General features: G+C 58.5%; 26 protein-coding genes. 11 read left to right on the forward strand and 15 right to left on the reverse strand.

The window, feature by feature from the left end; translation table 11 throughout:
* The first annotated feature begins 467 nt into the window (after positions 1 to 467).
* Positions 468 to 1007: a YidB family protein gene (locus tag ACI3K0_RS00005; RefSeq protein WP_183821681.1), complete on the forward strand. Its 540-nt coding sequence runs from the start codon at positions 468 to 470 to the stop codon at positions 1005 to 1007.
* 156 nt (positions 1008 to 1163) lie between these two features.
* On the opposite strand, the gene ACI3K0_RS00010 is transcribed toward ACI3K0_RS00005, so the two are convergent.
* From ACI3K0_RS00010 to ACI3K0_RS00020, 3 genes are all read right to left on the reverse strand, one after another.
* Complete coding sequence (locus tag ACI3K0_RS00010; protein WP_183821680.1) at positions 1164 to 1655, reverse strand: GNAT family N-acetyltransferase; 492 nt, start codon at positions 1653 to 1655, stop codon at positions 1164 to 1166.
* 47 nt (positions 1656 to 1702) lie between these two features.
* A complete protein-coding gene (locus tag ACI3K0_RS00015) occupies positions 1703 to 2287 on the reverse strand; it encodes a J domain-containing protein (RefSeq protein ID WP_183821679.1) in 585 nt (194 codons plus the stop codon).
* 136 nt (positions 2288 to 2423) lie between these two features.
* Positions 2424 to 3569: an MFS transporter gene (locus ACI3K0_RS00020; protein ID WP_148144365.1), complete on the reverse strand. Its 1146-nt coding sequence runs from the start codon at positions 3567 to 3569 to the stop codon at positions 2424 to 2426.
* A 195-nt stretch (positions 3570 to 3764) separates the two neighbouring features.
* On the opposite strand from ACI3K0_RS00020, the gene ACI3K0_RS00025 reads away from it, so the two are divergent.
* Complete coding sequence (locus tag ACI3K0_RS00025) at positions 3765 to 4190, forward strand: DUF4864 domain-containing protein (protein ID WP_148144364.1); 426 nt, start codon at positions 3765 to 3767, stop codon at positions 4188 to 4190.
* Between the two features lie 13 nt (positions 4191 to 4203).
* Here the strand turns inward: ACI3K0_RS00025 and ACI3K0_RS00030 are convergent, their stop codons facing one another.
* The 6 genes from ACI3K0_RS00030 to coaD all read right to left on the reverse strand — a co-directional run bounded on the left by ACI3K0_RS00030 (position 4204) and on the right by coaD (position 8734).
* Complete coding sequence (locus tag ACI3K0_RS00030) at positions 4204 to 4761, reverse strand: regulatory protein RecX (protein ID WP_404944763.1); 558 nt, start codon at positions 4759 to 4761, stop codon at positions 4204 to 4206.
* Positions 4762 to 4775: 14 nt separating this feature from the next.
* Entirely contained in the window at positions 4776 to 5909 is a 1134-nt protein-coding gene (gene tgt, locus ACI3K0_RS00035; RefSeq protein ID WP_148144363.1) for a tRNA guanosine(34) transglycosylase Tgt, read from the reverse strand.
* Complete coding sequence (queA, locus tag ACI3K0_RS00040) at positions 5910 to 6992, reverse strand: tRNA preQ1(34) S-adenosylmethionine ribosyltransferase-isomerase QueA (RefSeq protein ID WP_183821678.1); 1083 nt, start codon at positions 6990 to 6992, stop codon at positions 5910 to 5912.
* 85 nt (positions 6993 to 7077) lie between these two features.
* Positions 7078 to 7587 (reverse strand): peptidylprolyl isomerase, encoded by a 510-nt coding sequence (locus ACI3K0_RS00045; RefSeq protein WP_148144361.1) that lies wholly within the window; start codon positions 7585 to 7587, stop codon positions 7078 to 7080.
* Positions 7588 to 7647: 60 nt separating this feature from the next.
* A complete protein-coding gene (locus tag ACI3K0_RS00050; protein WP_183821677.1) occupies positions 7648 to 8214 on the reverse strand; it encodes a peptidylprolyl isomerase in 567 nt (188 codons plus the stop codon).
* Between the two features lie 25 nt (positions 8215 to 8239).
* Positions 8240 to 8734: a pantetheine-phosphate adenylyltransferase gene (gene coaD / locus ACI3K0_RS00055; protein ID WP_183821676.1), complete on the reverse strand. Its 495-nt coding sequence runs from the start codon at positions 8732 to 8734 to the stop codon at positions 8240 to 8242.
* 413 nt (positions 8735 to 9147) lie between these two features.
* Here coaD and ACI3K0_RS00060 point away from each other — a divergent pair, with 413 nt between their 5' ends.
* Positions 9148 to 9324 (forward strand): hypothetical protein, encoded by a 177-nt coding sequence (locus ACI3K0_RS00060; protein WP_183822475.1) that lies wholly within the window; start codon positions 9148 to 9150, stop codon positions 9322 to 9324.
* Positions 9325 to 9628: 304 nt separating this feature from the next.
* Here ACI3K0_RS00060 and gyrA read toward each other — a convergent pair whose 3' ends face one another.
* On the reverse strand, positions 9629 to 12466 hold the full coding sequence (gene gyrA / locus ACI3K0_RS00065) for a DNA gyrase subunit A (protein WP_183821675.1): 2838 nt from the start codon (positions 12464 to 12466) through the stop codon (positions 9629 to 9631).
* Positions 12467 to 12691: 225 nt separating this feature from the next.
* Here gyrA and ACI3K0_RS00070 point away from each other — a divergent pair, with 225 nt between their 5' ends.
* Positions 12692 to 13321 carry a MarC family protein gene (locus ACI3K0_RS00070; protein WP_183821674.1) on the forward strand — a complete coding sequence of 210 codons (630 nt, stop codon included), beginning with the start codon at positions 12692 to 12694 and terminating at the stop codon, positions 13319 to 13321.
* A 106-nt stretch (positions 13322 to 13427) separates the two neighbouring features.
* The gene (locus ACI3K0_RS00075) at positions 13428 to 14600 is read left to right on the forward strand and encodes an HPP family protein (RefSeq protein WP_183821673.1); all 1173 of its coding nucleotides are present in this window, start codon (positions 13428 to 13430) and stop codon (positions 14598 to 14600) included.
* Positions 14601 to 14608: 8 nt separating this feature from the next.
* On the opposite strand, the gene ACI3K0_RS00080 is transcribed toward ACI3K0_RS00075, so the two are convergent.
* Positions 14609 to 14875 carry a hypothetical protein gene (locus tag ACI3K0_RS00080; protein ID WP_183821672.1) on the reverse strand — a complete coding sequence of 89 codons (267 nt, stop codon included), beginning with the start codon at positions 14873 to 14875 and terminating at the stop codon, positions 14609 to 14611.
* A gap of 62 nt (positions 14876 to 14937) precedes the next feature.
* Positions 14938 to 15519, reverse strand: a complete 582-nt coding sequence (locus ACI3K0_RS00085) for a single-stranded DNA-binding protein (RefSeq protein WP_183821671.1) — start codon at positions 15517 to 15519, stop codon at positions 14938 to 14940.
* A 311-nt stretch (positions 15520 to 15830) separates the two neighbouring features.
* On the opposite strand from ACI3K0_RS00085, the gene uvrA reads away from it, so the two are divergent.
* Both uvrA and ACI3K0_RS00095 read left to right on the forward strand, forming a co-directional pair.
* The gene (uvrA, locus tag ACI3K0_RS00090) at positions 15831 to 18752 is read left to right on the forward strand and encodes an excinuclease ABC subunit UvrA (RefSeq protein ID WP_183821670.1); all 2922 of its coding nucleotides are present in this window, start codon (positions 15831 to 15833) and stop codon (positions 18750 to 18752) included.
* 24 nt (positions 18753 to 18776) lie between these two features.
* The gene (locus tag ACI3K0_RS00095) at positions 18777 to 19580 is read left to right on the forward strand and encodes a DUF72 domain-containing protein (protein WP_183821669.1); all 804 of its coding nucleotides are present in this window, start codon (positions 18777 to 18779) and stop codon (positions 19578 to 19580) included.
* 98 nt (positions 19581 to 19678) lie between these two features.
* On the opposite strand, the gene ACI3K0_RS00100 is transcribed toward ACI3K0_RS00095, so the two are convergent.
* Positions 19679 to 21175, reverse strand: a complete 1497-nt coding sequence (locus ACI3K0_RS00100; RefSeq protein ID WP_183821668.1) for an NAD(P)H-hydrate dehydratase — start codon at positions 21173 to 21175, stop codon at positions 19679 to 19681.
* 344 nt (positions 21176 to 21519) lie between these two features.
* On the opposite strand from ACI3K0_RS00100, the gene ACI3K0_RS00105 reads away from it, so the two are divergent.
* The 4 genes from ACI3K0_RS00105 (at position 21520) to hspQ (ending at position 24775) form a co-directional block, all read left to right on the forward strand.
* The gene (locus ACI3K0_RS00105; protein WP_003515720.1) at positions 21520 to 21858 is read left to right on the forward strand and encodes a P-II family nitrogen regulator; all 339 of its coding nucleotides are present in this window, start codon (positions 21520 to 21522) and stop codon (positions 21856 to 21858) included.
* A 48-nt stretch (positions 21859 to 21906) separates the two neighbouring features.
* Positions 21907 to 23316, forward strand: a complete 1410-nt coding sequence (gene glnA / locus ACI3K0_RS00110; protein WP_112455651.1) for a type I glutamate--ammonia ligase — start codon at positions 21907 to 21909, stop codon at positions 23314 to 23316.
* A gap of 117 nt (positions 23317 to 23433) precedes the next feature.
* Positions 23434 to 24360, forward strand: a complete 927-nt coding sequence (locus tag ACI3K0_RS00115) for a DMT family transporter (RefSeq protein ID WP_148144350.1) — start codon at positions 23434 to 23436, stop codon at positions 24358 to 24360.
* A gap of 85 nt (positions 24361 to 24445) precedes the next feature.
* Positions 24446 to 24775 carry a heat shock protein HspQ gene (gene hspQ, locus ACI3K0_RS00120; RefSeq protein ID WP_148144349.1) on the forward strand — a complete coding sequence of 110 codons (330 nt, stop codon included), beginning with the start codon at positions 24446 to 24448 and terminating at the stop codon, positions 24773 to 24775.
* Positions 24776 to 24878: 103 nt separating this feature from the next.
* On the opposite strand, the gene ACI3K0_RS00125 is transcribed toward hspQ, so the two are convergent.
* Entirely contained in the window at positions 24879 to 25703 is an 825-nt protein-coding gene (locus ACI3K0_RS00125) for an inositol monophosphatase (RefSeq protein WP_183821667.1), read from the reverse strand.
* A 33-nt stretch (positions 25704 to 25736) separates the two neighbouring features.
* Positions 25737 to 26603, reverse strand: coding sequence for a tRNA 2-thiocytidine(32) synthetase TtcA (gene ttcA, locus ACI3K0_RS00130; protein WP_183821666.1), 867 nt, complete (start codon positions 26601 to 26603; stop codon positions 25737 to 25739).
* Between the last annotated feature and the right edge of the window lie 47 nt (positions 26604 to 26650).

Genomic DNA, 26650 nt, shown 5'->3' on the forward strand with positions numbered 1-26650 from the left:
CCCGCCCCGATCTGATCTTGCAAGCGGGATCAGCCGCTCAGATCGGGGCTGGTCGGTGTGCCGTATGGCGATCAGTTGGACATTTCTATTTTGCAAATCGTCGGACATTTCAACCTTGCCGCCACATCGTATGTGGCTAGGCTGGGTTCAAGGATGAAGTGCGACGAAGACATTCTCTCCGTGTTGCACTTTACGTTTAACCTAACTCGTTTGTCGCAGCCTTCGCCCTGCCCGATGAATTCGGGAACTCAGACAAACTTCGTCCAGTCGATGGAAAATATATAAGCCTGTCCTAAATGACCAAGTGGCCAGTTTGACCTTTGTTCTGCTGAACTGATGTTCGGATTGGCTAACTCTGCTTGTTTAAGTCGTGCATGCCAATTCGTTGCAAACCGGCGTTTCAAACCTGATGATTTTGAACTCGTCAGCGCCTCGCTCGTGAGGCTCGCAAAATGGAGGAAAGAGCTATGGTGAGTGGTCAATTGAAAGCATTGCTCGGCGTTCTTGCGGTCGCCGGATATCAGAACAGAGACAAGATCGCGGAAATGCTGCGCGGAATACAGAACCCTCAGGCTGGAGATCCGAATATCGCGCAACCGGATGGTCGATCGCCACAGCCTCAGACGGCCGGACTCGATGATCTGTTCGGCAAGTTAGCCGGCGGCGGCGGTGCCGGTGGGCTCGGTGGCTTGGGCGGCCTTCTTGGCGGACTTGCGTCCGGCGGGATTCTCAGCGGCGGTCTGGGCGATCTGTTGAAGACGTTCCAGCAGAACGGGCTTGGAGAAAAGGCCGAATCCTGGGTAAATCCAGGCGCTAACGAGGATATCGACGACGTTCAACTCGAACAGGCAATCGGACCCGACGTGCTCGAAGAGCTTTCGACGAAGACCGGCCTTTCGCGAGAAGAGATCCTCGCGCGCCTGAGCAAGGATCTGCCGCGTGCGATCGACGATCTGACGCCGGGCGGCCACCTACCCCGTGACGACGGGGATTTTAGGACCGTCTGAAATCCTGCGTCCGCGAGAGAGCGAGCCTTGCAACATCACGTCATGTCGGCCGAAATCTCCCGTTAAAAACAATTGTATTAAAGCCGCGGCATACTCGAAAAAGCGATGCAAGTCGTGTTTTTGAGCATGTCTCCTCGGATCGCGTGAGGCAGAGGCTTAAGGCCCTGCCCGCTTTTCGGCGAGAGCGGTCAACGCATCTCCGGCGAGCCGGTAGCGGATCCATTCATTTTGCGGTTCGGCACCGATGGCATCATAGACCTTGATTGCCGGTTCGTTCCAGTCGAGTACGCTCCATTCGAAACGGCCGCAGCCATTTTCCAGTGCAATCTGGGCCAGTCGCTGCAGCAATGCCTTGCCGGCTCCAAAACCTCGCGCGCTGGGCGTCACATAGAGGTCCTCCAGATACAACCCGTTGCGGGCTTGCCAGGTGGAATAGTTGAAGAACCAGATCGCCATGCCGATCGCTTGCCCGTCCTTTTCGCAGATCAGCGCCTGCGTCACCGAGCGGGGACCGAAGATCGACTGTTCGATCGTCTCGACGGTTGCTGCCACTTCGTGCTCGGCTTTTTCATAGATCGCAAGTTCGCGAATGAAGCCAAGCAGGGTTGCGGCATCACCACGCGTGGCGGGGCGAATAGAGAGTGACATCAATCGTCTCCGGAATTCAGTTTAAAAGCTGGATGAGGCTGCCGAACTTATTCGGCGGCGTCCTGGATTTCGGGAATTTCGAGCTCGTAGGCATAACCGTCGAGCATGCCATAGGCCTGTTCGATCGTCTTGATCTCGGCTTCGGACTTCGAAATCGCCTCGCCGATCGTCTCGCAACGCGCCTTCAGCATGCGCCCCAGCACGTCGGTTCCGGGCTTGCGGCCCATCCGGTCCATGTGATTGCGGATGCGGGCGCGATGCCGTTCCATTTCCAGGATATGGAAACGTGCGCTGACGATCCGGTCGGTCAACTTGCGGCGCATGGAGGCGACGGGATCGAATGAACCAGGCTCGCGCTCGTCGAGGATCATCTCGTTGACGAGCGTTTCCAGAATGACGAGCCCCTGAAGGTCCCTGGTATCCGCCAGTTCCGGATCATAGCCGGTATCGTCGAAAACCTTGCGGCGCACGGGATCGAGCAGCAGTTCATAAGCCCGCTTCAGGTCGCCGAAAGCCTCCTGGTCGCCACCTGCGTCCGGATGAGCCGTTTTCACACGCTTCCTGTAGGCGGATTTTACCGCCGCGTTATCTGCGTCTCGCGAAAGGCCCAGAATGTCATAGGGGTCGATCAAGGAGCGTCACCTGTCTTCGGCATGTCATGCTTGGAGCAATCTTAGTCGTAAGCGTTAAGCCTCGATGGCTCAACCCCTTACCCATTCTTATGGCCAATTATGGGCGGCTTCCCACCCTGCCCGGCTTTGCCCACAATTATTGTTTTCTGAAGCGAAACGGGCGTTTACCTTCCGCAACCGGTGCCATCAGGAAACTTATGAAAACGCAGGGCAGAAGCACCAGGAAAGTCGCGGTCAGGCTCACATGCTCGGCAATGAAGCCGAGAAGCGGTGGAACGCCGATGGTGGACAACATCAAGGTCAGGGCGAGAGCCGCCAGGTTTTCCGATGGCTGGCCCTTGCCGAGCGCGATGGTGGTGGCAACTGCCAGCGGGAAGGCCAGAGCGATACCGCAGCCAATCAGGAAGAGTGCCACGCCCGCATATATGTAGGATGGAGACGAGACCAGAAGCACGATGCCGACCGCGACCGTCACTGCCGACATGCGGATCAGAGCCAGCGCGCCAAAACGATCGCGCAGCATGTCGCCCATCATGCGGGTCAGGCCCATGCCGATGGTGAATGCGGCGTAGAGCGTGCCGGCGAGCGCCGGGTCTACGCGCAATTCCTCACGCAGGAAGAAGATGCCCCAGTCATAAATCGCGCCCTCGACAATGCAGAGACCGAAGACCATGACGCAGATCAGCAGGATAGTGCGATCCGGCAGGACATAGGCGGAGCGACGTTTTGTCGTGGGTACGGCCGGCGGGTCGGCGGGCGTCAACAGGAAGACCGTGAGACAGGCAAGAAGAACAAGCGCAGCCGCCATGCTCTGCTGGATTGTCGGGGAAATCCCCTCCTCCGCCAGAAAACCGGATGCAAGCGAGCCGACCAGAAGGCCGACCGACCAGAAACCGTGACTGCGGGAGAGGACCTTGACGCCCGTGCGCGCCTCGATGCCGGCGGAGATCATGTTTGCCGCGACGTCGAAAATGGTACGGAAAAATCCGAAAAGAAAGAAACAAAAGATGAAACCCGGCAGCGGAAAGATCGTCAGCAGCGGGCTCAAAAGCGCAACGATCGGCAGCATGGTGACGGCGGTCAGACGCGGCGTCAGGCGATCGGTGATGCGGCCGGCGATCGGCAGGGCAAGAAAGGTTCCGATGGGAGCGCTGAGCAGCGCGAGGCCGAGCACCGCCTTGTCGACTTGAAGGGTTTCCTGGATGGAAGGCAGGCGGGTGAACAGTGAAATGAAGAGAATGGCATTGCTGAAATAGAGCAAGGCCGGGGGCAGAAGAGTCATAAAGGGTATCCGATCGAATCAGGCACGGCATTCGTCGCAAAAGGTCACGGGAACAACAAGCGCGTATGACAGGACCCTGCCCTGCATTACAAAGCAGCCGGCTTCAATTACGCGATCTGCCGATAAAATTCGCATGCCCATCTTTTCAGCGGTCAGAAACGCGCTACCATCAATCTTCTTGCTGGAGAACGTCTGATGGTCGCTCGCTTTGCTTCGCTGGTTGCTACTCTGGTGCTTGTCGCTCCTCCTGTCGTCCATGCCGAGGACCCTGCATTGCAGGCCCAGTCGGTGATTTCGGAACAAATAAGGGCGCTGATGCGGGACGATGCGGAGAAGGCTTATTCATACGCCTCCCCCGATATCCGGATGATGTATCCCGACGAGAATGCATTCCTGACTATGGTGCAGAAAAATTACGAGGCAGTCTATCACGCAGGAAACTATGCCTTCGGCCGCTCTAAACTGGTCGGCGGCGGCGAGATGGTGTTTCAGGAGGTGATGATCACCGGGCCGGGCGGCAAGGACTGGACCGCGATCTACGAAATGCGGCTGATGGACGACGGCACCTACAAGGTGAATGGCGTCAGGATGATGAAAAACTCAACGAGCACCGGCATCTGACGAGAAACCGTTGCTAAAGCGGCGCGGCCGACAACATCTCGTCCGCATCCTCTCGACTGAGACCGATAACGCGCCGGGCTATATCGGAACCGAAGCCGTTACGCGCGAGTGAAGACAATTCCTTGAGGATCCGCTTTTCATCGGCGTGCTCGCGCCGATAGGGCCCGAAGCCGCGGCGTCGCGCATAGGCGAGCGCGGCCTGGAGATCGTCGGCATCTTCAAGGGCGACCGCAGCGGTTTCTGAGGTTATGCCTTTCTCCTGCAGCTTTCGTTGCAGCATGCGCCGTGAGCGCCCCGTCCGCACGCCCGAACGAACCTTGGTCTCGGCATAATTCGCATCATCGAGGCAGCCCAGTGTACGGCCGCATTCGAGCGCGGCCGCAGCCAAGATCTGCAGGTCTTCGTCGGAAATATCCTCGAACTTCTGCCTGGCCTTTCGCTTGATGGCGTCGGCCAGCTCGCGTTCGGACATCATCCTGCGCGACAGCCGATAGATGGCGGAATTGCGCGCCCAAGCCAGCATGCGTGGCGTGACAACGATTGCCTGATCCTGCTCGCTCTCTCCGCTCACGCCGACAAAACTCCTTAGAGTGGGGCGATATCGCCCTTGGCCCAGTTTTCCTGGGTTTCGGCGTAGAAGTCGGCGAACCGACCTTCCTCGATCGACTGGCGGATGCCCTTCATCAGGTCCTGATAGTAGTTCAGGTTGTTCCAGGAGAGCAGCATGCCGCCCAGCGCCTCGTCGGAGCGAATGAGGTGATGCAGATAGGCGCGGGAATAATCACGTGCGGCCGGGCAGTTGGACTCTTCGTCCAGCGGGCGCATGTCTTCGGCATGGCGGGCATTGCGGATGTTGACGCGGCCGCGGCGGGTGAACGCCAGACCATGTCGGCCGGAGCGGGTCGGCATGACGCAGTCGAACATGTCGATACCACGGGCAACGGACTTTAGAAGATCGTCCGGCGTGCCGACGCCCATCAGGTAACGCGGCTTTTCGGTCGGCAGAACGGGAAGCGTCGTTTCCAGCATCGAGAGCATGACATCCTGCGGTTCGCCGACTGCCAGACCACCCACAGCATAGCCCTTGAGATCTAGCTGCTTCAGGCCTTCGGCGGAGCGGATGCGCAGGGCCGGCTGATCGCCGCCCTGAACGATTCCGAACATCGCCTTGCCCGGCTGATCGCCGAAGGCAACGCGGCAGCGCTCGGCCCAGCGCAACGACAGTTCCATGGCGCGTTCGATTTCCTGCGGCTCGGCCGGCAGTGCCACACATTCGTCGAGCTGCATCTGGATGTCGGAACCGAGCAGACCCTGGATCTCGATAGAGCGTTCCGGCGACATATGGTGCAGCGAACCATCGACATGGCTCTTGAAGGTGACGCCCTTCTCGTCGAGCTTGCGCAGGCCGGACAAGGACATGACCTGGAAACCGCCGCTATCCGTTAGGATCGGACCATCCCAGCGGATCAGCTTGTGCAGGCCACCGAGGCGCGCGACGCGCTCAGCGCCGGGGCGCAACATCAGGTGATAGGTATTGCCGAGGATGATATCGGCGCCGGTGTCCTTGACCTGGTCGAGATACATCGCCTTGACCGTGCCGACGGTGCCGACCGGCATGAAGGCGGGAGTACGGATCGTGCCGCGCGGCATGGAGACTTCGCCAAGGCGCGCGCCGGCGTCGGTCTTCTTCAGGGTGAACTGGAAATTCTCGGTGCTCATCTAGTCTTTCCGAAATAGCAGGCTGGAATCGCCGTAGGAATAGAAGCGATAACCTGTCTTGATGGCATGGGCATAGGCGTCCTGCATCGTCTCCAGGCCGCAAAAGGCCGAGACGAGCATGAACAGGGTGGATTTCGGCAGGTGGAAATTGGTCATCAGCATGTCCACCGCCTTGAAGCGGTAGCCGGGTGTGATGAAGATGCCGGTCGGGCCGCTCCACGGCTCGATCGTGCCGCCATCGACGGCGGCGCTTTCGATCAGCCGCAGCGAGGTCGTGCCGACACAGATGATGCGCCCGCCCCTCGCCTTCACGGCGTTGAGCTTTGCAGCAGTTTCGGCGCTCACATACCCGATTTCCTGATGCATCTTGTGGTCGACCGTATCATCCACCTTCATCGGCAGGAAGGTGCCCGCGCCGACATGCAGCGTGACGAAATGCCGTTCGATGCCGGCGGCATCGAGCTTCGCGAAAAGATCAGGTGTGAAATGCAGGCCGGCGGTGGGGGCCGCAACGGCTCCGTCCTCGCGGGCATAGATGGTCTGGTAATCCTGCCGATCCTTTGCATCCTCCGCACGCTTGGCGGCGATATAGGGCGGCAGCGGGATATGGCCGACGGACATGATCGCCTCGTCGAGCGCCGTGCCGGAAAGATCGAAGCGGAGCGTAACCTCACCGCCCTCGCCTTTCTCTTCCACCGTCGCCATCAACGAGCCGAGCTGACATGTCTCCGCCGAGTGACCAAATTCGATACGATCACCGATCTTGATGCGTTTGCCGGGCTTGGCGAATGCCTTCCAGACATCGGGCTCACTGCGCATATGCAGCGTTGCCGAAACCTGCTGGCCGCCCGCGCCTTCGCGGTGCCTGATGCCCTCGAGCTGCGCCGGAATGACCTTGGTATCGTTGAACACCAGCGCATCGCCGGGTTCCAAGAAGTCCGCCAGTTCGGAAACACGGTGATTCGCGAGAACCAGGTCGGCATCCGGGCGCACGACGAGAAAACGCGCGCTGTCACGCGGGTTTGCGGGCCGCAGAGCGATGTTTTCTTCCGGCAGATCGAAATCGAAAAGTTCGACACGCATGGTGTAGTTTCGGGCCTGTTCTTGAAATGCGGAAGCCCGCCCCGTCCTTTAAAGGAACGGAGCGGGCCAAAGGCGAAAGCTCGACTTAAACGTCGGCTGCGACGCGGACCGAGACGATCGAATCCGGATCCTGTACCGGCTCGCCCTTCTTGATCTGGTCGATGATGTCCATGCCTTCGATGACTTGGCCCCAGACCGAATACTGCTTGTTCAGCCACGGAGCGTCGGTGAAGCAGATGAAGAACTGCGAGTTGGCGGAGTTCGGGTTCTGCGAACGGGCCATGGAGCAGGTGCCGCGAACGTGCGGAACAGCCGAGAATTCAGCCTGCAGGTCCGGCTTTTCGGAACCGCCCATGCCGGCGCGCGACGGGTTGAAGCTTTCGCCGCCCTTCTTGCCGAACTTGACGTCGCCGGTCTGTGCCATGAAATCCGGGATGACGCGGTGGAAGACTACGCCGTCATAGGCTTCTTCGCGAGCCAGTTCCTTGATGCGGGCAACGTGGCCCGGAGCGAGGTCCGGCAGAAGCGAGATCACGACCTTGCCCTTGGTGGTTTCCATGATGAGGGTGTTTTCGGGATCCTTGATCTCCGCCATGTGTATCTCCTTGCTTGCCTCTCGGGCTTTCTTCTAGTGGAAAATCGCGGCTTTGTGCCGTTACTTCTTGGTGACCGTGACCTTGATCATCTTGTCGGGGTTGCTGACTTCGCCATTGCCGCCCTCGCCGCGCTTGATCTTGTCGACGAATTCCATGCCCGACTGGACCTGACCGACGACCGTATACTGGCCGTTCAGGAAAGCACCTTCGTCAAACATGATGAAGAACTGCGAATTGGCCGAGTTCGGGCTCTGAGACCGCGCCATACCGACGGTGCCGCGCTTGAACGGGACCTTCGAAAATTCCGCCGGAATATCCGGCATCTCGGAGCCGCCCATGCCGGCACGCTTGGGGTTGAATTTCGCACCGCCCTGCTTGCCGAATTCGACATCGCCCGTCTGGGCCATGAAGCCATCGATGACGCGGTGGAAGACAACGTTGTCGTACTCGCCCTTGGAGGCGAGCGCTTCTATCTGGGCAACGTGCTTCGGCGCAACTTCCGGCGCAAGCTTGATGACGACCGGACCGTCCTTCAACTGGATAGTCAGGAGATCGTCAGCATAGGCGGCACCCGCCATGGATGCGAAGGCGACCAGACAGGCAAAGGCAGAGTGAAGCAATTTCATTGGAAACTCCGTGTTTCTGAACAAATCAGCGAGCAAATCTCGATTTCAAGGCCGCGAGCACGGTTGGCGGTACAAAAGCGGCCACATCGCCGCCCATGGCCGCGATCTGACGGACCAATGTGGCGGTTATGGGCCGCGACGCGGTGCCTGCCGGCAGGAAGACAGTCTGAACGTCAGGCGCCATCTGGCGGTTCATGCCGGCCATCTGCATTTCGTAGTCCAGATCCGTCCCGTCACGCAGGCCGCGGATCAGAAGTTTTGCACCATTTGCGCGGGCAGCATCTACAACGAGGCGGTCGAAGGACACGACATCTATATTGGCAGCCTTTTCCGGCAGCGCTTCCTTGAGCGACGCACGGATCAGTTCTGCCCGTTCCTCGAAGGAAAACAGCGGTGTCTTGCCGGGATGAACGCCGATCGCGATGATGACGCGGTCAGCGACCTGCAGTGCCTGAACCAGAACATCCAGATGCCCGTTCGTCATCGGATCGAAGGATCCGGGATAGAAAGCGGTCGTCATGCCTAGGCCCAGCCCCTGACTTTGCCGATTAAGATTCCCCGGCCTTTTGTCACGTCGCCCCCTCGTCTGCAAGGGTCAGAGGCTATCGATGCCGTGAATGCAAGATGAACGGGCCATTCAAGGTCGTTTCAGCGGCAGTTTGTTTTACTCCACATCAGCGGCAGGGCTTCCTGCCCGATCATGGAGAGAAAAATGCTGGTTATGGTCGTTCTTGGTGCTGTTCTTGCTGCGTTTCTCATCGAAGGCGCCCTTTTCGCCCTGGAACAGAACGACGCCTGACAAATGCAAAAGATGAACGCCAGATGAACAGCCCTTTCAGGCAGGCTTCAGAGGCGTTCAGTTAAGTTTCTCTCAAAATGCGGTGGAACCCGTGTGTGCTTGATGCGCCGGGCCAGTTAAGAAGGAATGCGGATATGTTTAAGCGGAACCCGATGGCGCTCGACAAGGTCACCATGATCAATGTCGTCTGGACGTCCATGATCGCAGTCATGCTGACCGCGACGGTAACCCTTTACCAGAACAAGTCCGATCCGTCGGAGATGAACTACTCGCAGATGTCGGGTCGTTATCAGGACGTTTCCTACTATTAATCAGGCCGAACGGGCCTGACCCTCGGAGGCAGGTCATGTTCGACACTCTAGCAATTCTTGCAGTTCTGATCAGCAGTCTGTGTATCGCGTCAGTGACTCTGATGGTTTCCGCGCTTCACCGCCCGCGCGGAGACATTGAGGATTTCGCTCGCAGACACAGCGCCTTTTGATTGAAACCTCACCTCAGGCGCTGCAGAGGTCACAAGTCACCACAGAGTGTCAGACAGTTAAAATTCAAAAGCCGGAGAACATGTTCTCCGGCTTTTTTCGTATCTGACTTCAAGTTGGGATCAAACGGCGCGCATCACGCGCCGCTATCATCACCTTCCGGCGCCGGATTTTCGGCGGAAGCGGTGCCTGCGGCATCGATGCCGTTTTCCTCTTCGCCCTCGACGCCATTTTCCTCGTCACCTTCCGGCTCGCTGATACGCTCGACGGAAACCACCTTCTCATCCTTGGCGGTCGAGAAGATCGTGACGCCCTTTGTCGCGCGGCTGGCGATACGAATGCCGTTTACCGGAACGCGGATCAGAACACCGCCATCGGAAACGAGCATGATCTGGTCTGCTTCGTCGATCGGGAAGGCCGCAACCTGTTCGCCAATTTCCGCGGTCTTGGACGTGTCGGTGGCGCGGATACCCTTGCCGCCACGGCCCGAGGTCCGGAAGTCGTAAGAGGATGAACGCTTGCCATAACCCTTTTCCGACACGGTCAGAACGAACTGCTCACGGGACTTCAGGTATTCGTAACGTTCATCGGAGAGCTGTCCCTCTTCGGTGACTTCCTCACCGACCAGAGCAATATCCTCCTCGTCGACACCCGCAGCGCGACGTTCTGCGGCGGAGCGCTTCAGATAGGCAGCACGCTCCCACGGCTCAGCATCGACATGGTTGACGATGGTCATCGAGATGATGCGGTCGCCATCGGCCAGATTGATACCGCGGACACCGATCGAGTTGCGGCCGGCGAACACGCGGACCTCATCGACAGGGAAGCGGATTGCCTGGCCAAGTGCCGTCGTCAGAAGCACGTCATCACCCGGAATGGCGAGATCATGGTTCGGCGCCGTGCAGGTCTCGACGGAGAGGATTTCGTCACCCTCTTCCTCGAGCTTCATGGCGATCTTGCCGTTGCGGTTGACCTGAACGAAATCGGACAGCTTGTTACGGCGAACCGTACCGCGCGTTGTCGCGAACATGACGTCGAGGTTTTCCCAGGAATTCTCATCCTCGGGCAGCGGCATGATGGTGGTGATGCGTTCTCCGGGTTCCAGCGGCAGCATGTTGATCAGCGCCTTGCCGCGCGATTGCGGCGTGCCGACCGGCAGGCGGTAGACCTTTTCCTTGTAGACGATGCCACGCGAAGAGAAGAACAGAACCGGCGTATGGGTGTTGACCACGAACAGGCGCGAGACGAAATCCTCGTCACGCGTCGCCATGCCGGAGCGGCCCTTGCCGCCACGACGCTGGGCGCGATAGGTCGCAAGCGGCACGCGCTTGATATAGCCAAGATGCGATACCGTGACGACCATGTCTTCGCGGGCGATGAGGTCTTCATCGTCCATGTCGAGGCCGGCATCCATGATCTGGGTGCGGCGCGGCGTGCCGAATTCGTCACGGACGGCTGCGAGCTCATCCTTGACGATGGTCTGGATGCGAACCCGCGACGACAGGATGTCGAGATAATCGGAAATCTCGGCGCCGATCTTGTTCAACTCGTCGGCGATTTCATCGCGGCCGAGTGCGGTCAGGCGGGCAAGACGCAGTTCTAGGATGGCACGCGCCTGCTCTTCGGAAAGATTGTAGGTCGCGTCCTCGTTGATCCTGTGGCGCGGATCGTCGATCAGGCGGATCAGCGATTCCACGTCATGTGCCGGCCAGCGGCGGGTCATCAACTGCTCACGGGCCGTTGCCGGATCGGGTGCACGACGGATCAGCTGGATGACTTCGTCGATATTGGCGACGGCGATGGCGAGACCGACCAAGACGTGGGCGCGTTCGCGGGCCTTACGCAGCAGGTATTTCGTGCGGCGGCTGACGACTTCCTCACGGAAGGACACGAAGGCGCGCAGCATGTCGAGCAGCGTCAGCTGTTCCGGCTTGCCGCCGTTCAGCGCCACCATGTTGCAGCCGAAAGAGGTCTGCAGCGGCGTGTAGCGGTAAAGCTGGTTGAGGATGACGTCAGCGTTTGCGTCACGCTTCAACTCGATGACGACGCGGTAGCCCTGGCGGTCAGACTCGTCGCGCAGGTCGGAAATGCCCTCGATGCGCTTGTCCTTGACCAGTTCGGCCATCTTTTCGATCATCGTAGCCTTGTTCACCTGATAGGGAACTTCGGTGATGATGATCTGCTCGCGGTCGCCGCGCATAGGCTCGATCGTGGCAAGGCCGCGCATCATGACCGAGCCGCGGCCCGTCTCATAAGCCGAGCGAATACCGTTCTTGCCGAGAATCATTGCGCCGGTCGGAAAATCCGGACCGGGGATGATTTCCATCATCTCGGGCAGCTCGATCGCCGGATTATCAATCAGCGCGATACAGCCGTTGATGACTTCCGAAAGATTGTGCGGCGGGATATTGGTGGCCATGCCGACGGCGATGCCGCCTGCGCCATTGACCAGCAGGTTGGGGAACTTGGCCGGAACCACGACCGGCTCCGACATGGTGCCGTCGTAGTTGTCGCGGAAATCGACTGTTTCCTTGTCGAGGTCGTCGAGCAGCGCATGCGCCACCTTTTCCAAACGGCACTCGGTGTAGCGCTGGGCCGCCGGCGGATCGCCGTCGATCGAGCCGAAATTGCCCTGACCGTCGATCAGCGGCATGCGCAAGGACCAGTCCTGCGCCATACGGGCCAAAGCGTCATAGATCGCCGAGTCGCCGTGCGGATGGTATTTACCCATCACGTCACCGGTGACACGGGCGCTCTTGACGTATTTCTTGTTCCAGTCGAGCCCCAGCTCGTTCATCCCGTAGAGAATGCGGCGATGGACCGGCTTCAGGCCGTCACGAACATCAGGAAGGGCGCGGCTGACGATGACGCTCATGGCGTAATCGAGATAGGAGCGCTGCATCTCCTCCATGATGGAAATGGGTTCGATGCCTGGGGGCAGCTTTCCGCCGCCGGGTGTGCTTTGCTCAGTCAAATCGGATCACGATCTCTGTACGGAATCAGTTGCATTTTTATAACGGAAAGAGGTAACGAGCGCCAATTTCCGCGAGGGTTTTGAACAGCTTTCGACGCCATTCAAGGCAAGACTTTGTCCATCACCGCAAGCGCGGCAAAGGTCCTGACTTCCCGTTAAGCCGGGACTGTCCTAACAATCATCCATCGTGTTCGCAAGGAACTCGACCTATCGGGGAAATTATACATGGCGACGGCCGATGCGCTGATCAACGCAATGACGACAATGCTGGTGACGCTGGACCCACCCGGCCTCGCCCCGGTCTTCCTTGGCCTTACGGTCGGCATGACGGCTGTACAACGCAAGCAGGTGGCCCTGCGCGGCTCGATCATCGGCTTCGGCATCCTGACCGTGTTCGCGCTGTTCGGCGCCGGCGTGCTCGGCCTGCTCGGCATCTCGATGGGAGCGTTCCGCATAGCAGGTGGCATGCTGCTGTTTTGGATTTCCTTTGAAATGGTCTTCGAGAAGCGGCAGGAGCGCAAGGAAAAGACCTCGCAGGCGGCCATCACCATCGACCATATCCGGGACCTTGCCGTATTTCCTCTGGCTATCCCGCTGATTGCCGGCCCCGGCGCAATTTCCGCCACGGTTCTGCTTGCCGGCACGTTCACGAGCCCATTTGACCGCGCGCTTCTGATCTCCGTCATCGCACTGATGATGCTTATTCTCTATGTGACGCTTCTGCTTGCCGAACGGCTGGACCGCATTCTCGGCGTTACCGGCCGCGCGATCCTGACCCGACTTCTCGGTGTGTTGCTGGCCGCACTCTCCGTGCAATTCGTGGTGGATGGCGTTCGCGCAGCCTTCAATCTGTGAACTGCCGACATCGGTCTTTTGACAGACGACAAATCAGTTGCTTCTGATAGAAGCAGGCGCCGCCAAAGATTCCGGCGACGCAATTGTCTGACTGAAGGAAATATCGATGTTGTCCATGCTGCGCCGGATGCTGCCCGATACTCAGCTCGTCAGCAAAACGGAGCGGCTACGCGCCTCGTCGGGTGCGCTTTTGGGAATACTGATCACCGGGCTTGTCGCAGGGCTTGTCGCAGGCCTCGCCGTCGGCCTTGACCCTGCCCTGCCCGCGCTCATTGCGCCGATGGGGGCTTCAGCCGTATTGCTGTTCGCCGTCCCGGCCAGTCCCCTCGCCCAACCATGGTCGATCCTTGGTGGAAATACGGTGGCTGCTATCACGGGCGTATCGGTGAGCCTGCTGGTTGCCGATCCATTCGTTGCAGCGGCGCTGGCGATCGGCATCGCCATCGGACTGATGATGACGCTTCGCTGCCTTCACCCGCCGAGCGGCGCAATCGCACTGACCGCCGTGCTCGGAGGGCCTTCAATCCACGATCTCGGTTACACCTTCGTCATATGGCCTGTTCTTGGAAATTCTTTGGCTCTGCTTGCTCTCGCACTGCTTTACAACAATGTCACCGGCCGCAGATATCCGCATCGAGCAAGCCTTGCTCCAGTCGATCACCGAACCAGGGATCCAGCGCCCATCCAACGAATTGGTTTTTCTTCGGACGATCTGGACGAGGTGCTGAAGGACTATGATGCATTTCTCGATATCGATCGGGATGATCTCGAATCCATCCTGAGACGCACCGAGCTGCGCTCCTATCGCCGCCGGGCAGGCGATCTGACCTGCAAGGAAATCATGTCCAGGGATGTCGTTGCGGTGGCACCGGATGAGAGCTTGCGCAATGCCCACGTCATCATGCGCAGCCGTCACCTGAAGGCACTGCCAGTCACCAATGATGCAGCCGAAGTCGTCGGGATCATTACCCAGACCGACTTTCTTGACAAGCCCAACTGGATAAAAGGAGAGCCGACAATCGGTTTTCGTCACCGTTTGCGGCTGATTGCACAGGGCGCCTCGGCGGCCAATGGGACGGTTAAGGACATCATGACGTCCCCCGTCAAAACGATCCGCCCTGACGCGTCACTCTCCGATGCGATCATCATGTTTGCGGAGCAGGGGTTGCACTATCTGCCGGTGGTCGCGGAAAACAGGAAAATGGCCGGCATTCTCTCGCAATCGGACGTATTGATAGCAACGCTCGAGGCGGCGACAAAAGGCGACGGTCGCCTATAGAGACGTCCTTAGCGATCGGTCCGCTTTGCCTTCAGGATCCGCTTCCAGATCGTTCCACCGAGGAATTTGTTGAAGACGACAAAGTAGGCGACGATCAGCGCGAAACACAAAAGCGCTGGCCATCCGTCAAGTGCGAAACCACCATCTGTGCGACCTCCGAAAATCGATGCCACCAGAAATCCGGAAGCCCAGAAAATCGTGAAGAAATCCAGGATGGCAGCGAGAACGATCCGCCATGTTGCGGGCTGTCTGGTGATATTGCCGGCGTCGCTCATTTATAGTCTTCGATCCTTTATATTGCAGCGCTCATGAAAGAGGCGCCTTGCGGCGCCTCTGATCAGAACGGAATATCGTCATCCAAATCGCGGGAGAAGTTTCCGCCGCCCGACTGACCGCCACGACCGCCCTGCCCGCCACCTTGATTGCCACCCTGGCCGCCAGAGCGCGGGCGATCGTAGTCGTTGCCGCCCCCACCATAACCGCCGCCGAAGTCATCACCGCCACCGCCGAAGTCGCTCGAGCCGCCGCGACCGCCGCCGAAGCCGCCGCGATCACCGCCGCCTTCGCCGCGACCGTCGAGCATGGTCAGCGTTGAATTGAAGCCCTGCAGCACGACTTCCGTCGAATAACGGTCATTGCCGCTCTGGTCCTGCCACTTGCGGGTCTGCAGCGCGCCTTCGATATAGAGCTTGGCACCCTTCTTTACATACTGCTCGACAACCTTGCACAGGCCTTCGTTGAAGACGACGACGGTGTGCCATTCGGTCTTTTCCTTGCGCTCGCCGGAATTGCGATCGCGCCAGGTTTCCGACGTCGCGATGCGAAGGTTGGCGATCGGACGGCCGTCCTGGGTCCGACGGATTTCCGGATCTGCACCCACGTTGCCGATCAGAATGACCTTGTTGACGCTACCTGCCATAATCTTCTCACCTTACTTTGCCGCCACCGCGGCCTAAATCCAATCCGTTCACCATAGACCATAGGCCGGGCAAGGCGCGACCTCCCCCCTATCCCTCATCCACAGGCAAAGTTCCCTCTCCACAAAATCAAGTTCCGGCTTTTCTCGAAGAAGATAATTTTGTTCTTTATTTGTTCTATTTTATTCCTATACTCCTGTCAACGGAGTCGGAACCGCAGCCGATTGCGGCAGTTTCGCCTCGACAGGCGCGGATCAATGACTACATAAGGGCCTTCAAATCCTCCCAGATGGGCCTCTCCAAAGGCATGACGATGAGCGAACTCAAGACCATTTCCATTCGCGGCGCGCGCGAGCATAACCTGAAGGGCGTCGATCTCGACCTGCCCCGCAATTCGCTTATCGTGATGACCGGCCTTTCCGGATCGGGCAAGTCCTCGCTTGCCTTCGACACGATCTATGCGGAAGGCCAGCGCCGTTATGTCGAAAGCCTGTCGGCCTATGCCCGCCAGTTTCTGGAAATGATGCAGAAACCGGATGTCGACCAGATCGAAGGCCTGTCGCCGGCGATCTCGATCGAACAGAAGACGACGTCGCGCAACCCGCGCTCGACGGTCGGCACGGTCACCGAAATCTACGACTATATGCGTCTGCTTTTTGCGCGCGTCGGTGTTCCCTATTCGCCCGCCACCGGTCTGCCGATCGAAAGCCAGACGGTCAGCCAGATGGTCGACCGCGTGCTTGACTTCGAGGAAGGCACGCGCCTTTACATCCTCGCGCCGCTGATCCGCGGCCGTAAGGGCGAGTACAAGAAGGAACTCGCAGAACTGATGAAGAAGGGCTTTCAGCGCGTGAAAGTCGACGGCCAGTTCTATGAAATCGCCGATGTGCCTACCCTCGACAAGAAATATAAGCACGATATCGATGTCGTGGTCGACCGTCTGGTCGTCCGTTCGGATATTGGTGCAAGACTGGCAGACAGTCTTGAAACCTCGCTGAAGCTGGCCGACGGTCTCGCGGTCGCAGAATTTGCCGACAAGCCGCTGCCGGCAAACGAAACAGCTGCCGGCGGTTCGGCCAACAAATCGCTCAACGAAACCCATGAGCGCGTGCTGTTTTCGGAAAAGTTCGCCTGCCCGGTTTCCGGCTTCACAATTCCGGAAATAGAACCCCGACTGTTCTCCTTCAACAACCCTTTCGGCGCCTGCCCCACATGCGACGGCTTGGGTTCACAGCAGAAGGTAGACGAGAATCTCATCGTTCCGGAGCCGGCGCGCACGTTGCGTGACGGCGCGATCGCGCCTTGGGCCAAGTCTTCTTCACCCTATTATAATCAGACGCTTGAAGGCCTCGGAAAGGTATTCGGCTTCAAGCTGTCCGACCGCTGGGACAATCTTTCCAGCGACGCGCAGGCGGCGATCCTCAAAGGCACCGAGGAGAAGATCGAGTTCAACTATGTCGACGGCGCCCGTTCCTACAAGACGGTCAAGAATTTCGAAGGCATTGTGCCGAACCTCGAGCGTCGCTGGAAGGAGACCGACAGCGCCTGGGCGCGCGAAGAGATCGAGCGTTACATGTCGGCGGCCCCCTGCCCGGCCTGCGCCGGTTATCGGCTCAAGCCGGAAGCGTTGGCGGTGAAGATCAACAAGCTGCATATCGGCGAAACGACGGAAATGTCGATCAAGGTTGCGCGCGACTGGTTTTCGGCGCTGCCCGAGCACCTTAACACCAAGCAGAACGAGATCGCGGTGCGGATCCTCAAGGAGATCCGCGAACGCCTGCAGTTTTTGAACGATGTCGGGCTCGATTATCTCAGCCTGTCGCGGAATTCAGGGACGCTATCGGGCGGTGAAAGCCAGCGCATCCGGCTTGCCTCGCAGATCGGCTCGGGTCTGACCGGTGTGCTTTACGTGCTCGACGAACCGTCGATCGGCCTGCATCAGCGCGACAATGCCCGGCTTCTCGAAACGCTGAAGCACCTGCGTGATATCGGCAATACGGTTATCGTCGTTGAACACGACGAGGATGCGATCCTGACGGCCGATTATGTCGTCGACATCGGCCCCGCCGCCGGCATCCACGGCGGCACTGTGGTCGCCGAAGGTACGCCGCAGCAAGTCATGGCGAACCCCAAGTCACTGACCGGTAAATACCTGTCGGGCGAACTCGGCGTCGCCGTTCCGGCCGAGCGCCGTAAGCCGAAGAAGGGCAAGGAGATCAAGGTCGTCGGGGCTCGCGGCAACAACCTCAAGAATGTCACGGCATCGGTGCCGCTCGGCGTTTTCACGGCGGTTACCGGCGTGTCGGGCGGTGGCAAGTCCACCTTCCTGATCGAGACCCTTTACAAGTCGGCTGCCCGCCGTGTGATGGGCGCGCGCGAAATCCCGGCGGAACACGACCGCATCGACGGGTTCGAGCATATCGACAAGGTGATTGATATCGACCAGTCGCCGATCGGCCGCACACCGCGCTCCAACCCGGCCACCTACACAGGCGCTTTCACGCCGATCCGTGACTGGTTCGCCGGCCTGCCGGAGGCGAAGGCACGCGGTTATGCGCCCGGTCGTTTCTCGTTCAACGTCAAGGGTGGTCGCTGCGAAGCCTGCCAGGGTGACGGTGTCATCAAGATCGAGATGCACTTCCTCCCGGACGTCTACGTCACCTGCGATGTCTGTCACGGCAAGCGCTACAATCGCGAAACGCTCGACGTGCATTTCAAGGGCAAGTCGATTGCCGACGTGCTCGACATGACGGTCGAGGAAGGGGTCGAGTTCTTCTCGGCAGTCCCGGCTGTGCGAGACAAGCTGCAGGCGCTGTTCGATGTCGGCCTCGGCTATATTAAGGTCGGCCAGCAAGCGAACACGCTGTCGGGTGGTGAAGCGCAGCGCGTCAAGCTCGCCAAGGAACTGTCGAAACGCTCTACCGGCCGCACGCTCTACATTCTCGACGAACCGACCACCGGCCTGCATTTCCATGATGTCGCCAAACTGCTGGAAATGCTGCAGGAACTGGTCAACCAGGGGAATTCCGTCGTGGTCATCGAGCACAATCTCGAAGTCATCAAGACGGCCGACTGGATCATCGACATCGGTCCCGAGGGCGGCACCGGCGGCGGTGAGATCGTCGCACAGGGTACGCCAGAACAGATCGTCAAGGAGAAGCGGTCCTATACCGGTCATTTCCTCAAAGAGCTTTTGGAACGGCGCCCGGCGAAAAAGGTCGAGGCTGCAGAGTAACGCAGGCAGCCATCAGGAGGGAAGATGAGCAAGAGTGGTACGATCCGCAGCGGTATCGGCGGCTGGACCTTCGAGCCTTGGGAGGGCACATTCTACCCCGAAAAGCTCGCTAAGAAACGGCAGCTGGAATATGCCGCGAGCAAGCTCTCGGTGATCGAGGTCAACGGCACCTATTACGGTTCGCAAAAACCTGAGACCTTTGCCAAATGGGCTTCGGAAGTGCCGGACGGCTTTATATTCTCGCTCAAGGCCAGCCGCTTCACCACGAACCGCAAGGTTCTGGCGGATGCTGGCGAGTCTATCGAGAAATTCCTGACGCAGGGACTGGTTGAGCTGGGAGACCATCTCGGCCCCCTGCTCTGGCAATTCGCGCCGACCAAAAAATTCGAGCCTGAAGATTTCGAGGCGTTTTTGAAGCTGCTGCCGGAAAAGCTGGAGGGCCTGCCACTGCGCCATGTCGTCGAGGTTCGCCACGATAGCTTCAAGGTGCCGGAATTCGTGGCGCTTTTGGAAAACTACAATATTGCACCGGTCTGCGCCGAGCATTTCGACTATCCGATGATCGCCGATGTCACTGCCGATTTCGTTTATGCGCGCTTGCAGAAGGGCTCGGACGATATTCCGACCTGTTATGCCGATGGAGACATGAAAGAATGGGCAAAGAGGCTCACCACCTGGGCCGAAGGTTGCGTGCCGAACAGCTTGCCGCTGGTCGATGAAAAACGGACGGTGAAAAGAGAACCGCGTGACGTGTTCGCCTTCTTCATCCACGAAGGCAAGGTGAATGCTCCGCAGGGTGCGATGGCCATGCAGGCGCTGATCGGCTAAAGCAAATCCGGCAAAAGTGGAAACCGGTTTTGCGTCCGGAATTGCGTTGAAAGAAGTAGATAGAGCGGTTTCGCGTTTCAAAGAAACGCGGCAACGCTCTAAAAACGGGCCACAAGGTCGGCCATGGCGTGGCCTGCTTGTCCGGCAAGATCCTCGGCTGTCATATAGGGCCCGGCCAGTCCGGCAGCCTCACCGTGCAGATAGACACCTGCGGCAGCCGCCTCGAAAGCCGGCAGGCCCTGTGCCAGAAAAGCGCCGATCATGCCAGCCAAAACATCGCCGGATCCGGCAGTGGCAAGCCATGGCGGGCCGTTGGTGTTGATCGCAACGCGACCGTCAGGCGAAGCGATAACCGTGTCCGCCCCCTTATAGACGATTGCCGCATGGGCACGCCGCGCCGCTTTCAATGCCTTATCCGGCTTACTCAATGTCTCGTCGGCAGCGATATCGGGAAACAGGCGACCGAACTCCCCATCATGCGGGGTCAAAACCAGGTGTGTCTCGCCATCCTCAAAGGCATCGAACAAGATGGCAGGATCATCCCTGAACGAGGTTATGCCGTCTGCATCCAGCACAAGCGGGCTGTCTTTCAACGCCAGCACGAAGTCGCGGGCGCGGCTGCCGACGCCAAAGCCGGGACCGAGAACAAAGGCTGACAGTTTGGCGTTCTCCAGCCAATCGCTCAATTCTGCGTTGGTATCGACCTTTTTCAACATCACGGCCGTAAGCTGCGCAGCATTGGCCGCCATCGCGTCTTCAGGTGACGCTAGCGTAACCAGCCCCGCCCCGGTCTTCAGGCCGGCGATTGCCGACAAGCGTGCGGCGCCTGTTTTGGACGTCTCTCCCGAAAATACAGCAAGGTGCCCTCGCCGGTATTTGTGACTATCAGCACCGACAAACGGCAGATGCGCCGACCAGATCGGCGGCCCGTTTTCAGATATCGAGCCTCCGGCAGCCTCGATAATGCGCCGAGGAATGCCGATGTCGGCAACCTCGATGTCTCCGCAGAGAGACTTTCCGGGAAGCAGGAGATGGCCCGGCTTCCTCGTCATGAAGGTTATGGTGCAATGCGCCTTAAAAGCGGCGCCGAGAGGCTTGCCGCTTCGTCCATCGACACCCGAAGGCAGATCGACTGCCAGCACCGGCACTCCGGCTCTCTCCACCGAGGAAATCACGCCCGCGATCTCGTCTGAAACCTTGCGCGATAGGCCTGCGCCGAAAAGCGCATCGATAACGACATCACCGGGCTGCGGCTGGAACTCGCGAAGCGGAGCGACGCTGCCCCCCCACAATTGGAAAGCCAGTGCGGCATCTCCTTTCAGATCATCGGGATCTCCAAGAGCATGAACCGATATCTCTGCGCCACCGTCCGCAAGCTGTCGCGCGGCGACATAGCCGTCTCCCCCATTGTTTCCCGGTCCGCAGAGAACGGCGAAACGCACCGCCGCAGGAAAATGAGACAGGGCAGTCGCTGCAACGGCGTAACCGGCACGCCGCATGAGACCGAAGGATGGAATCCCCGATTCCGCCGACATGCGATCGGCGCGCGCCATTTCTTCAGGCGTCAGCAGAATATTAGATGGAAGGTAGGCCATGCCGTACTTCATCTCAAACCCGCATAAAATACAAGCAGAACTGACCAATCTCAAAATGAACAATAAGAGTTCATTTGCACATTTAATGTGCAAATCGATTTCGATTGTATCCGTTCGAAATTTCGCATTTCTATCACGAAACGAGCCGGTGCGGCGTCATTCCACATCGAATTCGGTGAAAATGGAGTGCTGGCGAGGCTTTCCGGCATGGAAACGGACAGGAATACGTGCAAAATGAGAATATCCTTTTGAAAGTCCAACATTAGTTTGGCACGATATCTGCATTGGCATGGCCGAGTGGGTCGACGACCCGCGCATGGGGAGAAGCGGAGATATAGTTTCTCATGAAGAAGATCGAAGCGATCATTAAACCTTTCAAGCTCGACGAAGTGAAGGAAGCCCTTCAGGAAGTCGGATTGCAAGGTATTACGGTAACCGAAGCCAAGGGTTTCGGTCGCCAGAAGGGCCATACCGAACTTTACCGCGGCGCCGAATACGTTGTGGACTTCCTGCCCAAGGTTAAGGTGGAAGTGGTTCTTGCCGACGAGAATGCCGAAGCCGTTATCGAAGCGATTCGAAATGCGGCACAGACTGGACGGATTGGCGACGGCAAGATATTCGTTTCCAACGTCGAGGAGGTCATCCGTATCCGCACAGGCGAAACGGGTGTAGACGCGATCTAGCCGCTCGGCGTGACCGTTCATATCGTTACTGAAATCGAGGAACCTGTAATGACGAGCGCAAGCGAAATCATGAAACAAATCAAGGAAAACGACGTAAAGTTCGTTGACCTTCGCTTTACCGACCCGCGCGGCAAGCTGCAGCATGTGACGATGGATATTTCCGCCGTCGACGAGGACATGTTCGCCGATGGTGTCATGTTCGACGGTTCCTCGATCGGAGGCTGGAAGGCGATCAACGAGTCCGACATGGTGCTCATGCCCGATCCGGCCACCGTGCATATGGACCCTTTCTTCGCCCAGTCGACAATGGTCATCTTCTGCGACATCCTCGACCCGGTTTCAGGCGAATCCTACAACCGCGACCCGCGCGGTACGGCCAAGAAGGCGGAAGCCTATCTCAAGGCATCCGGTATCGGCGACACCATTTTCGTTGGTCCAGAGCCGGAATTCTTCGTCTTCGACGACGTGAAGTACAAGGCAGATCCGTACAATACCGGATTCAAGCTGGACTCATCCGAACTGCCGTCGAACGATGACACGGATTACGAGACCGGCAATCTCGGCCACCGTCCGCGCGTCAAGGGCGGCTATTTCCCGGTCCCGCCGGTCGACAGCCTGCAGGACATGCGCTCCGAAATGCTGACAGTGCTCACCGAAATGGGCGTTGTCGTCGAAAAACATCACCACGAAGTGGCTTCCGCCCAGCACGAACTTGGCGTCAAGTTCGACACGCTGGTGCGCAACGCCGACAAGATGCAGATTTACAAGTACGTCGTGCATCAGGTCGCCAATGCCTACGGCAAGACGGCCACCTTTATGCCGAAGCCGGTTTATGGCGATAACGGCTCGGGCATGCACGTACACCAGTCGATCTGGAAGGACGGCAAGCCGACTTTCGCCGGCGACGAATATGCAGGCCTGTCGGAAAGCTGCCTCTATTACATCGGCGGCATCATCAAGCATGCCAAGGCGATCAACGCCTTCACCAACCCGACGACGAATTCCTACAAGCGTCTGGTTCCCGGTTATGAAGCTCCGGTTCTGCTTGCCTATTCGGCACGCAACCGTTCCGCCTCCTGCCGCATCCCGTTCGGCTCCAACCCGAAAGCAAAGCGCGTCGAGGTTCGTTTCCCCGATCCGGCGCAGAACCCCTATCTCGGTTTTGCCGCCATGCTGATGGCCGGTCTCGATGGCATCAAGAACAAGATCCATCCTGGCAAGGCCATGGACAAGGACCTCTACGACCTTCCGCCGAAGGAATTGAAGAAGATCCCGACCGTCTGCGGTTCGTTGCGTGAAGCGCTCGAAAGCCTCGACAAGGATCGCAAGTTCCTGACAGCCGGCGGCGTGTTCGACGACGACCAGATCGATGCCTATATCGAACTGAAGATGACCGAAGTGATGCGTTACGAAATGACGCCGCACCCAGTCGAGTTCGATATGTATTATTCGGCGTGATCGGCCGGACAAAACGACATGCGGTTTAAACCGCATCCAGAAACGGCGGGCTTTCCCGCCGTTTTTGTTTTCAAACGGTCTCAGCCGCACGCGGCAATATTTTATTCCTGGTGAAAGATGGCTCCCCAAGCAAAGCCTGAAACAGGCCGGCCTGTCGACTGGCTGATTTTCTCCCTCGTCCCGATTTTCTTTTCCAGCAACATGATCTTCGGTCGCGGCATTATCGGTGATGTCGCGCCCTATACAACGGCCTTCCTCCGCTGGGCCGGATCGACGGCAATCATGCTGCCCTTCATCTATTCCGACCGGCGCGCCAGCGCGCTTTTCGTGCGCAACCATTTCTGGCTCTGGTTGCTGCTCGGCGGTCTCGGCATGGGCATTTGCGGCGGCCTTGTCTACTGGTCGCTGACCTATACGAGTGCGGCCAACGGCACGCTGATCTATACGACCTCGCCGCTTTTCATCATTCTGTTTCAATGGATGTTCAGCGGCCGCAAGATCAGCGGCAGGGAACTGGCCGGCATGCTGGTCGCCTTTGCCGGGGTGATATCGATCGTATTGCGCGGCGATCCCGCAGCGCTTCTCAATCTCAGCTTCAATATCGGCGATCTCGGCATTCTCGTCGCCGCCATTTCCTTTGCCATATACTCGATACTGCTGAAGGACCCTGCCCTTCGGAACCTGTCACCCCTGGCGCTGTTCGGCATGATCGCGCTTTCGGGCGCGCTGGTTCTCCTGCCACCAAGCATCTGGGAGGTCTTGAATAATGGACCTGTGCCCGATTCGGCCTCGGACTGGTGGAAGATTGCCGGAATGGTCGTTTTCGCCTCGCTTGCTGCCTTCTTCTGCTTCCAGCATGTGGTGCGTGTATTCGGGCCCGCGACAGGCGGCATCACGCTCTATCTCATGCCTCCTGTTTCCATCGTCATGGCGATGTTTTTCCTTGGAGAACCTTTCGAGACTTATCATGCGCTCGGTATCGTGCTTGTATTGGGCGGCGTCGTACTTGCATCTCTCAAGAGCAGGAGACACATTAGGGAGTGAAACGCGGCATAGAGCACGGATAAACACCACATCTTGATGTTTGAACGCCTCGCCACCACATTATTCTGTGAAAGGACATCGCACCATGAAACAGAAAAACGCAAAATTCACGATTGGGGAGGTCGTCCGTCACAAAGTATTCCCGTTCCGTGGCGTCATATTCGACGTGGACCCGGAATTTGCGAATACTGAAGAGTGGTGGAATTCGATCCCGTCGGAAATCAGGCCTGCCAAAGACCAGCCGTTCTACCATCTGCTCGCCGAAAACGATGACACCGAATATGTCGCCTATGTTTCGGAACAGAATCTCGAGCATGACGAGAGCGAGCAGCCATTGCGCAATCCGCAGGTTTACCAGATCTTCGAACCGCGTGACGGTGGCCAGTTCAAGCCGAAGATGATCCTGGCTCACTGAACCTTCTGCAGCCTGAATAGAACAAAAGCCCGGCATGACCGGGCTTTTTTGATAGCCGCATATCGCAGCCAGCGGCAGGAAAACGGCTTGCCGCTTATGCGATTTACTGGCCGAAGATTTCCCGGCTAAGGAGCTTCCAGCTTTCCTCGTCGGTTGCCAGTAGCAGGCCGCCTTCAACATGGTGAGGGAGATAGGCGGAGCCATCCAGCCTGCGGATGTAACCGCCCGCTTCCGTACCAATCAATGTCCCTGCAAGGTGATCCCAGGGCATCAGCTTGTTATAGATTGCGAACTGGACGTGCCCGCCTGCAAAGGTGCGGTATTCATGGGCGGCGCAACGATAGCTGGCAAACAGGCGAACTTTGGCGAGATTGGCCAGAACCTTCTCACGCTCATGGCCGAAGAAATAACCGGCCGATGCCATTCCGATCATCTCGCCGAGCGGCTGGGGTGCTGCGACCGAAAGCTTTATCGCTTCGCCATCCGGGCGACGCAGGAAGGCGCCTGCCCCCTTTTCCGCCATGACCCAGTCGTCACCCATCGGATCATAGATGATGCCGGCAACCGTTTCACCCTTATAGACCACCGCCGCCATGACACCGAAGGCTGGAATGCCGGAAGCGAAATTGAAGGTGCCGTCGATCGGATCGACGACGACGGCCAGTTCCGCATCGGCCAGTTTTCCCAGCAGAGACGGATCAGCAGCAACGGATTCTTCGCCGACAAACAGCGCGCCCGGCACAACATTGTCGATTTCCCGGCGGATCATGCGTTCTGCCGCTTCGTCCGCCTCCGTCACCAGATCCGACGGTTCGCTCTTGGAGCGAATGTCATCGCCGCCCAAGCGACGGAATCGCGGCAATATTTCGGCTTTTGCGGCAGCTTTCAGGAGGTCAGCAAGCTTCAGGACGTCGAGCGGCAAAGTCATTTGAAATCCAATCTGCGTTTTAAGATGGCAAGATCAGTCGCCGGCCGAGGCCGACAGGCCGGTAAAGTCAAAAAGTTTCGGGTCGAGAAGGTGGGACGGGTTCACATGGGCAAGCGCGCGCAGCATCGTGTCCTTGCGGCCCGGCATGCGCGTCTCGATATCGGCAAGCATCTGCTTCATCGCATTGCGCTGCAAGCCATCCTGCGAGCCGCAAAGGTCGCAGGGGATGATCGGGAACTGCATCGCCGCCGAAAACTTCGCCAGATCGTCCTCGGCGCAATAGGCCAGAGGCCGCAGCACCATAAGGTCACCCTCGTCGTTCAAAAGCTTGGCCGGCATGCCGGCAAGACGGCCACCGTGAAAGAAGTTCATGAAAAAGGTTTCAAGAATGTCCTCGCGGTGATGACCAAGGACCAGAGCCTGACAGCCCTCCTCCCTCGCCACGCGGTAGAGATTGCCGCGGCGCAGCCTGGAACAGAGCGAACAATAGGTGGCGCCCGAAGGCACCTTTTCCTTCACGATCGAATAGGTATCGCGATATTCGATGCGATGTTTCACACCGATCGAGGTCAGATAATCCGGCAGAATGTGTTTGGGAAAATTCGGCTGTCCCTGATCGAGATTGCAGGCGATCAGTTCGACCGGCAACAGTCCACGCCACTGCAGATCGAGCAGAACGGCGAGCAGCGCATAACTGTCCTTGCCGCCGGACAACCCAACCAGCCAGCGCTGCTGATCCTTCAGCATGCCAAAATCTTCGAATGCCTGGCGAACCTGGCGCAGCAGGCGCTTGCGCAGCTTGTTGAACGAAACCGAGTTCGGCGCGTCGCGAAACAATGCAGGCGCAAGACCGGTCACGGCCTCGTCCATCTCGTCCTCAATGACAGCGTTCAATCCCATGGCAGACCTCATGCAAGACGGGCGGCCAGAAGCCGCCCGGTCGTTTC

The organism is Rhizobium sp. ZW T2_16, assembly GCF_044987325.1.
In the GTDB taxonomy this organism is placed as follows: Bacteria; Pseudomonadota; Alphaproteobacteria; order Rhizobiales; family Rhizobiaceae; genus Neorhizobium; species Neorhizobium cellulosilyticum.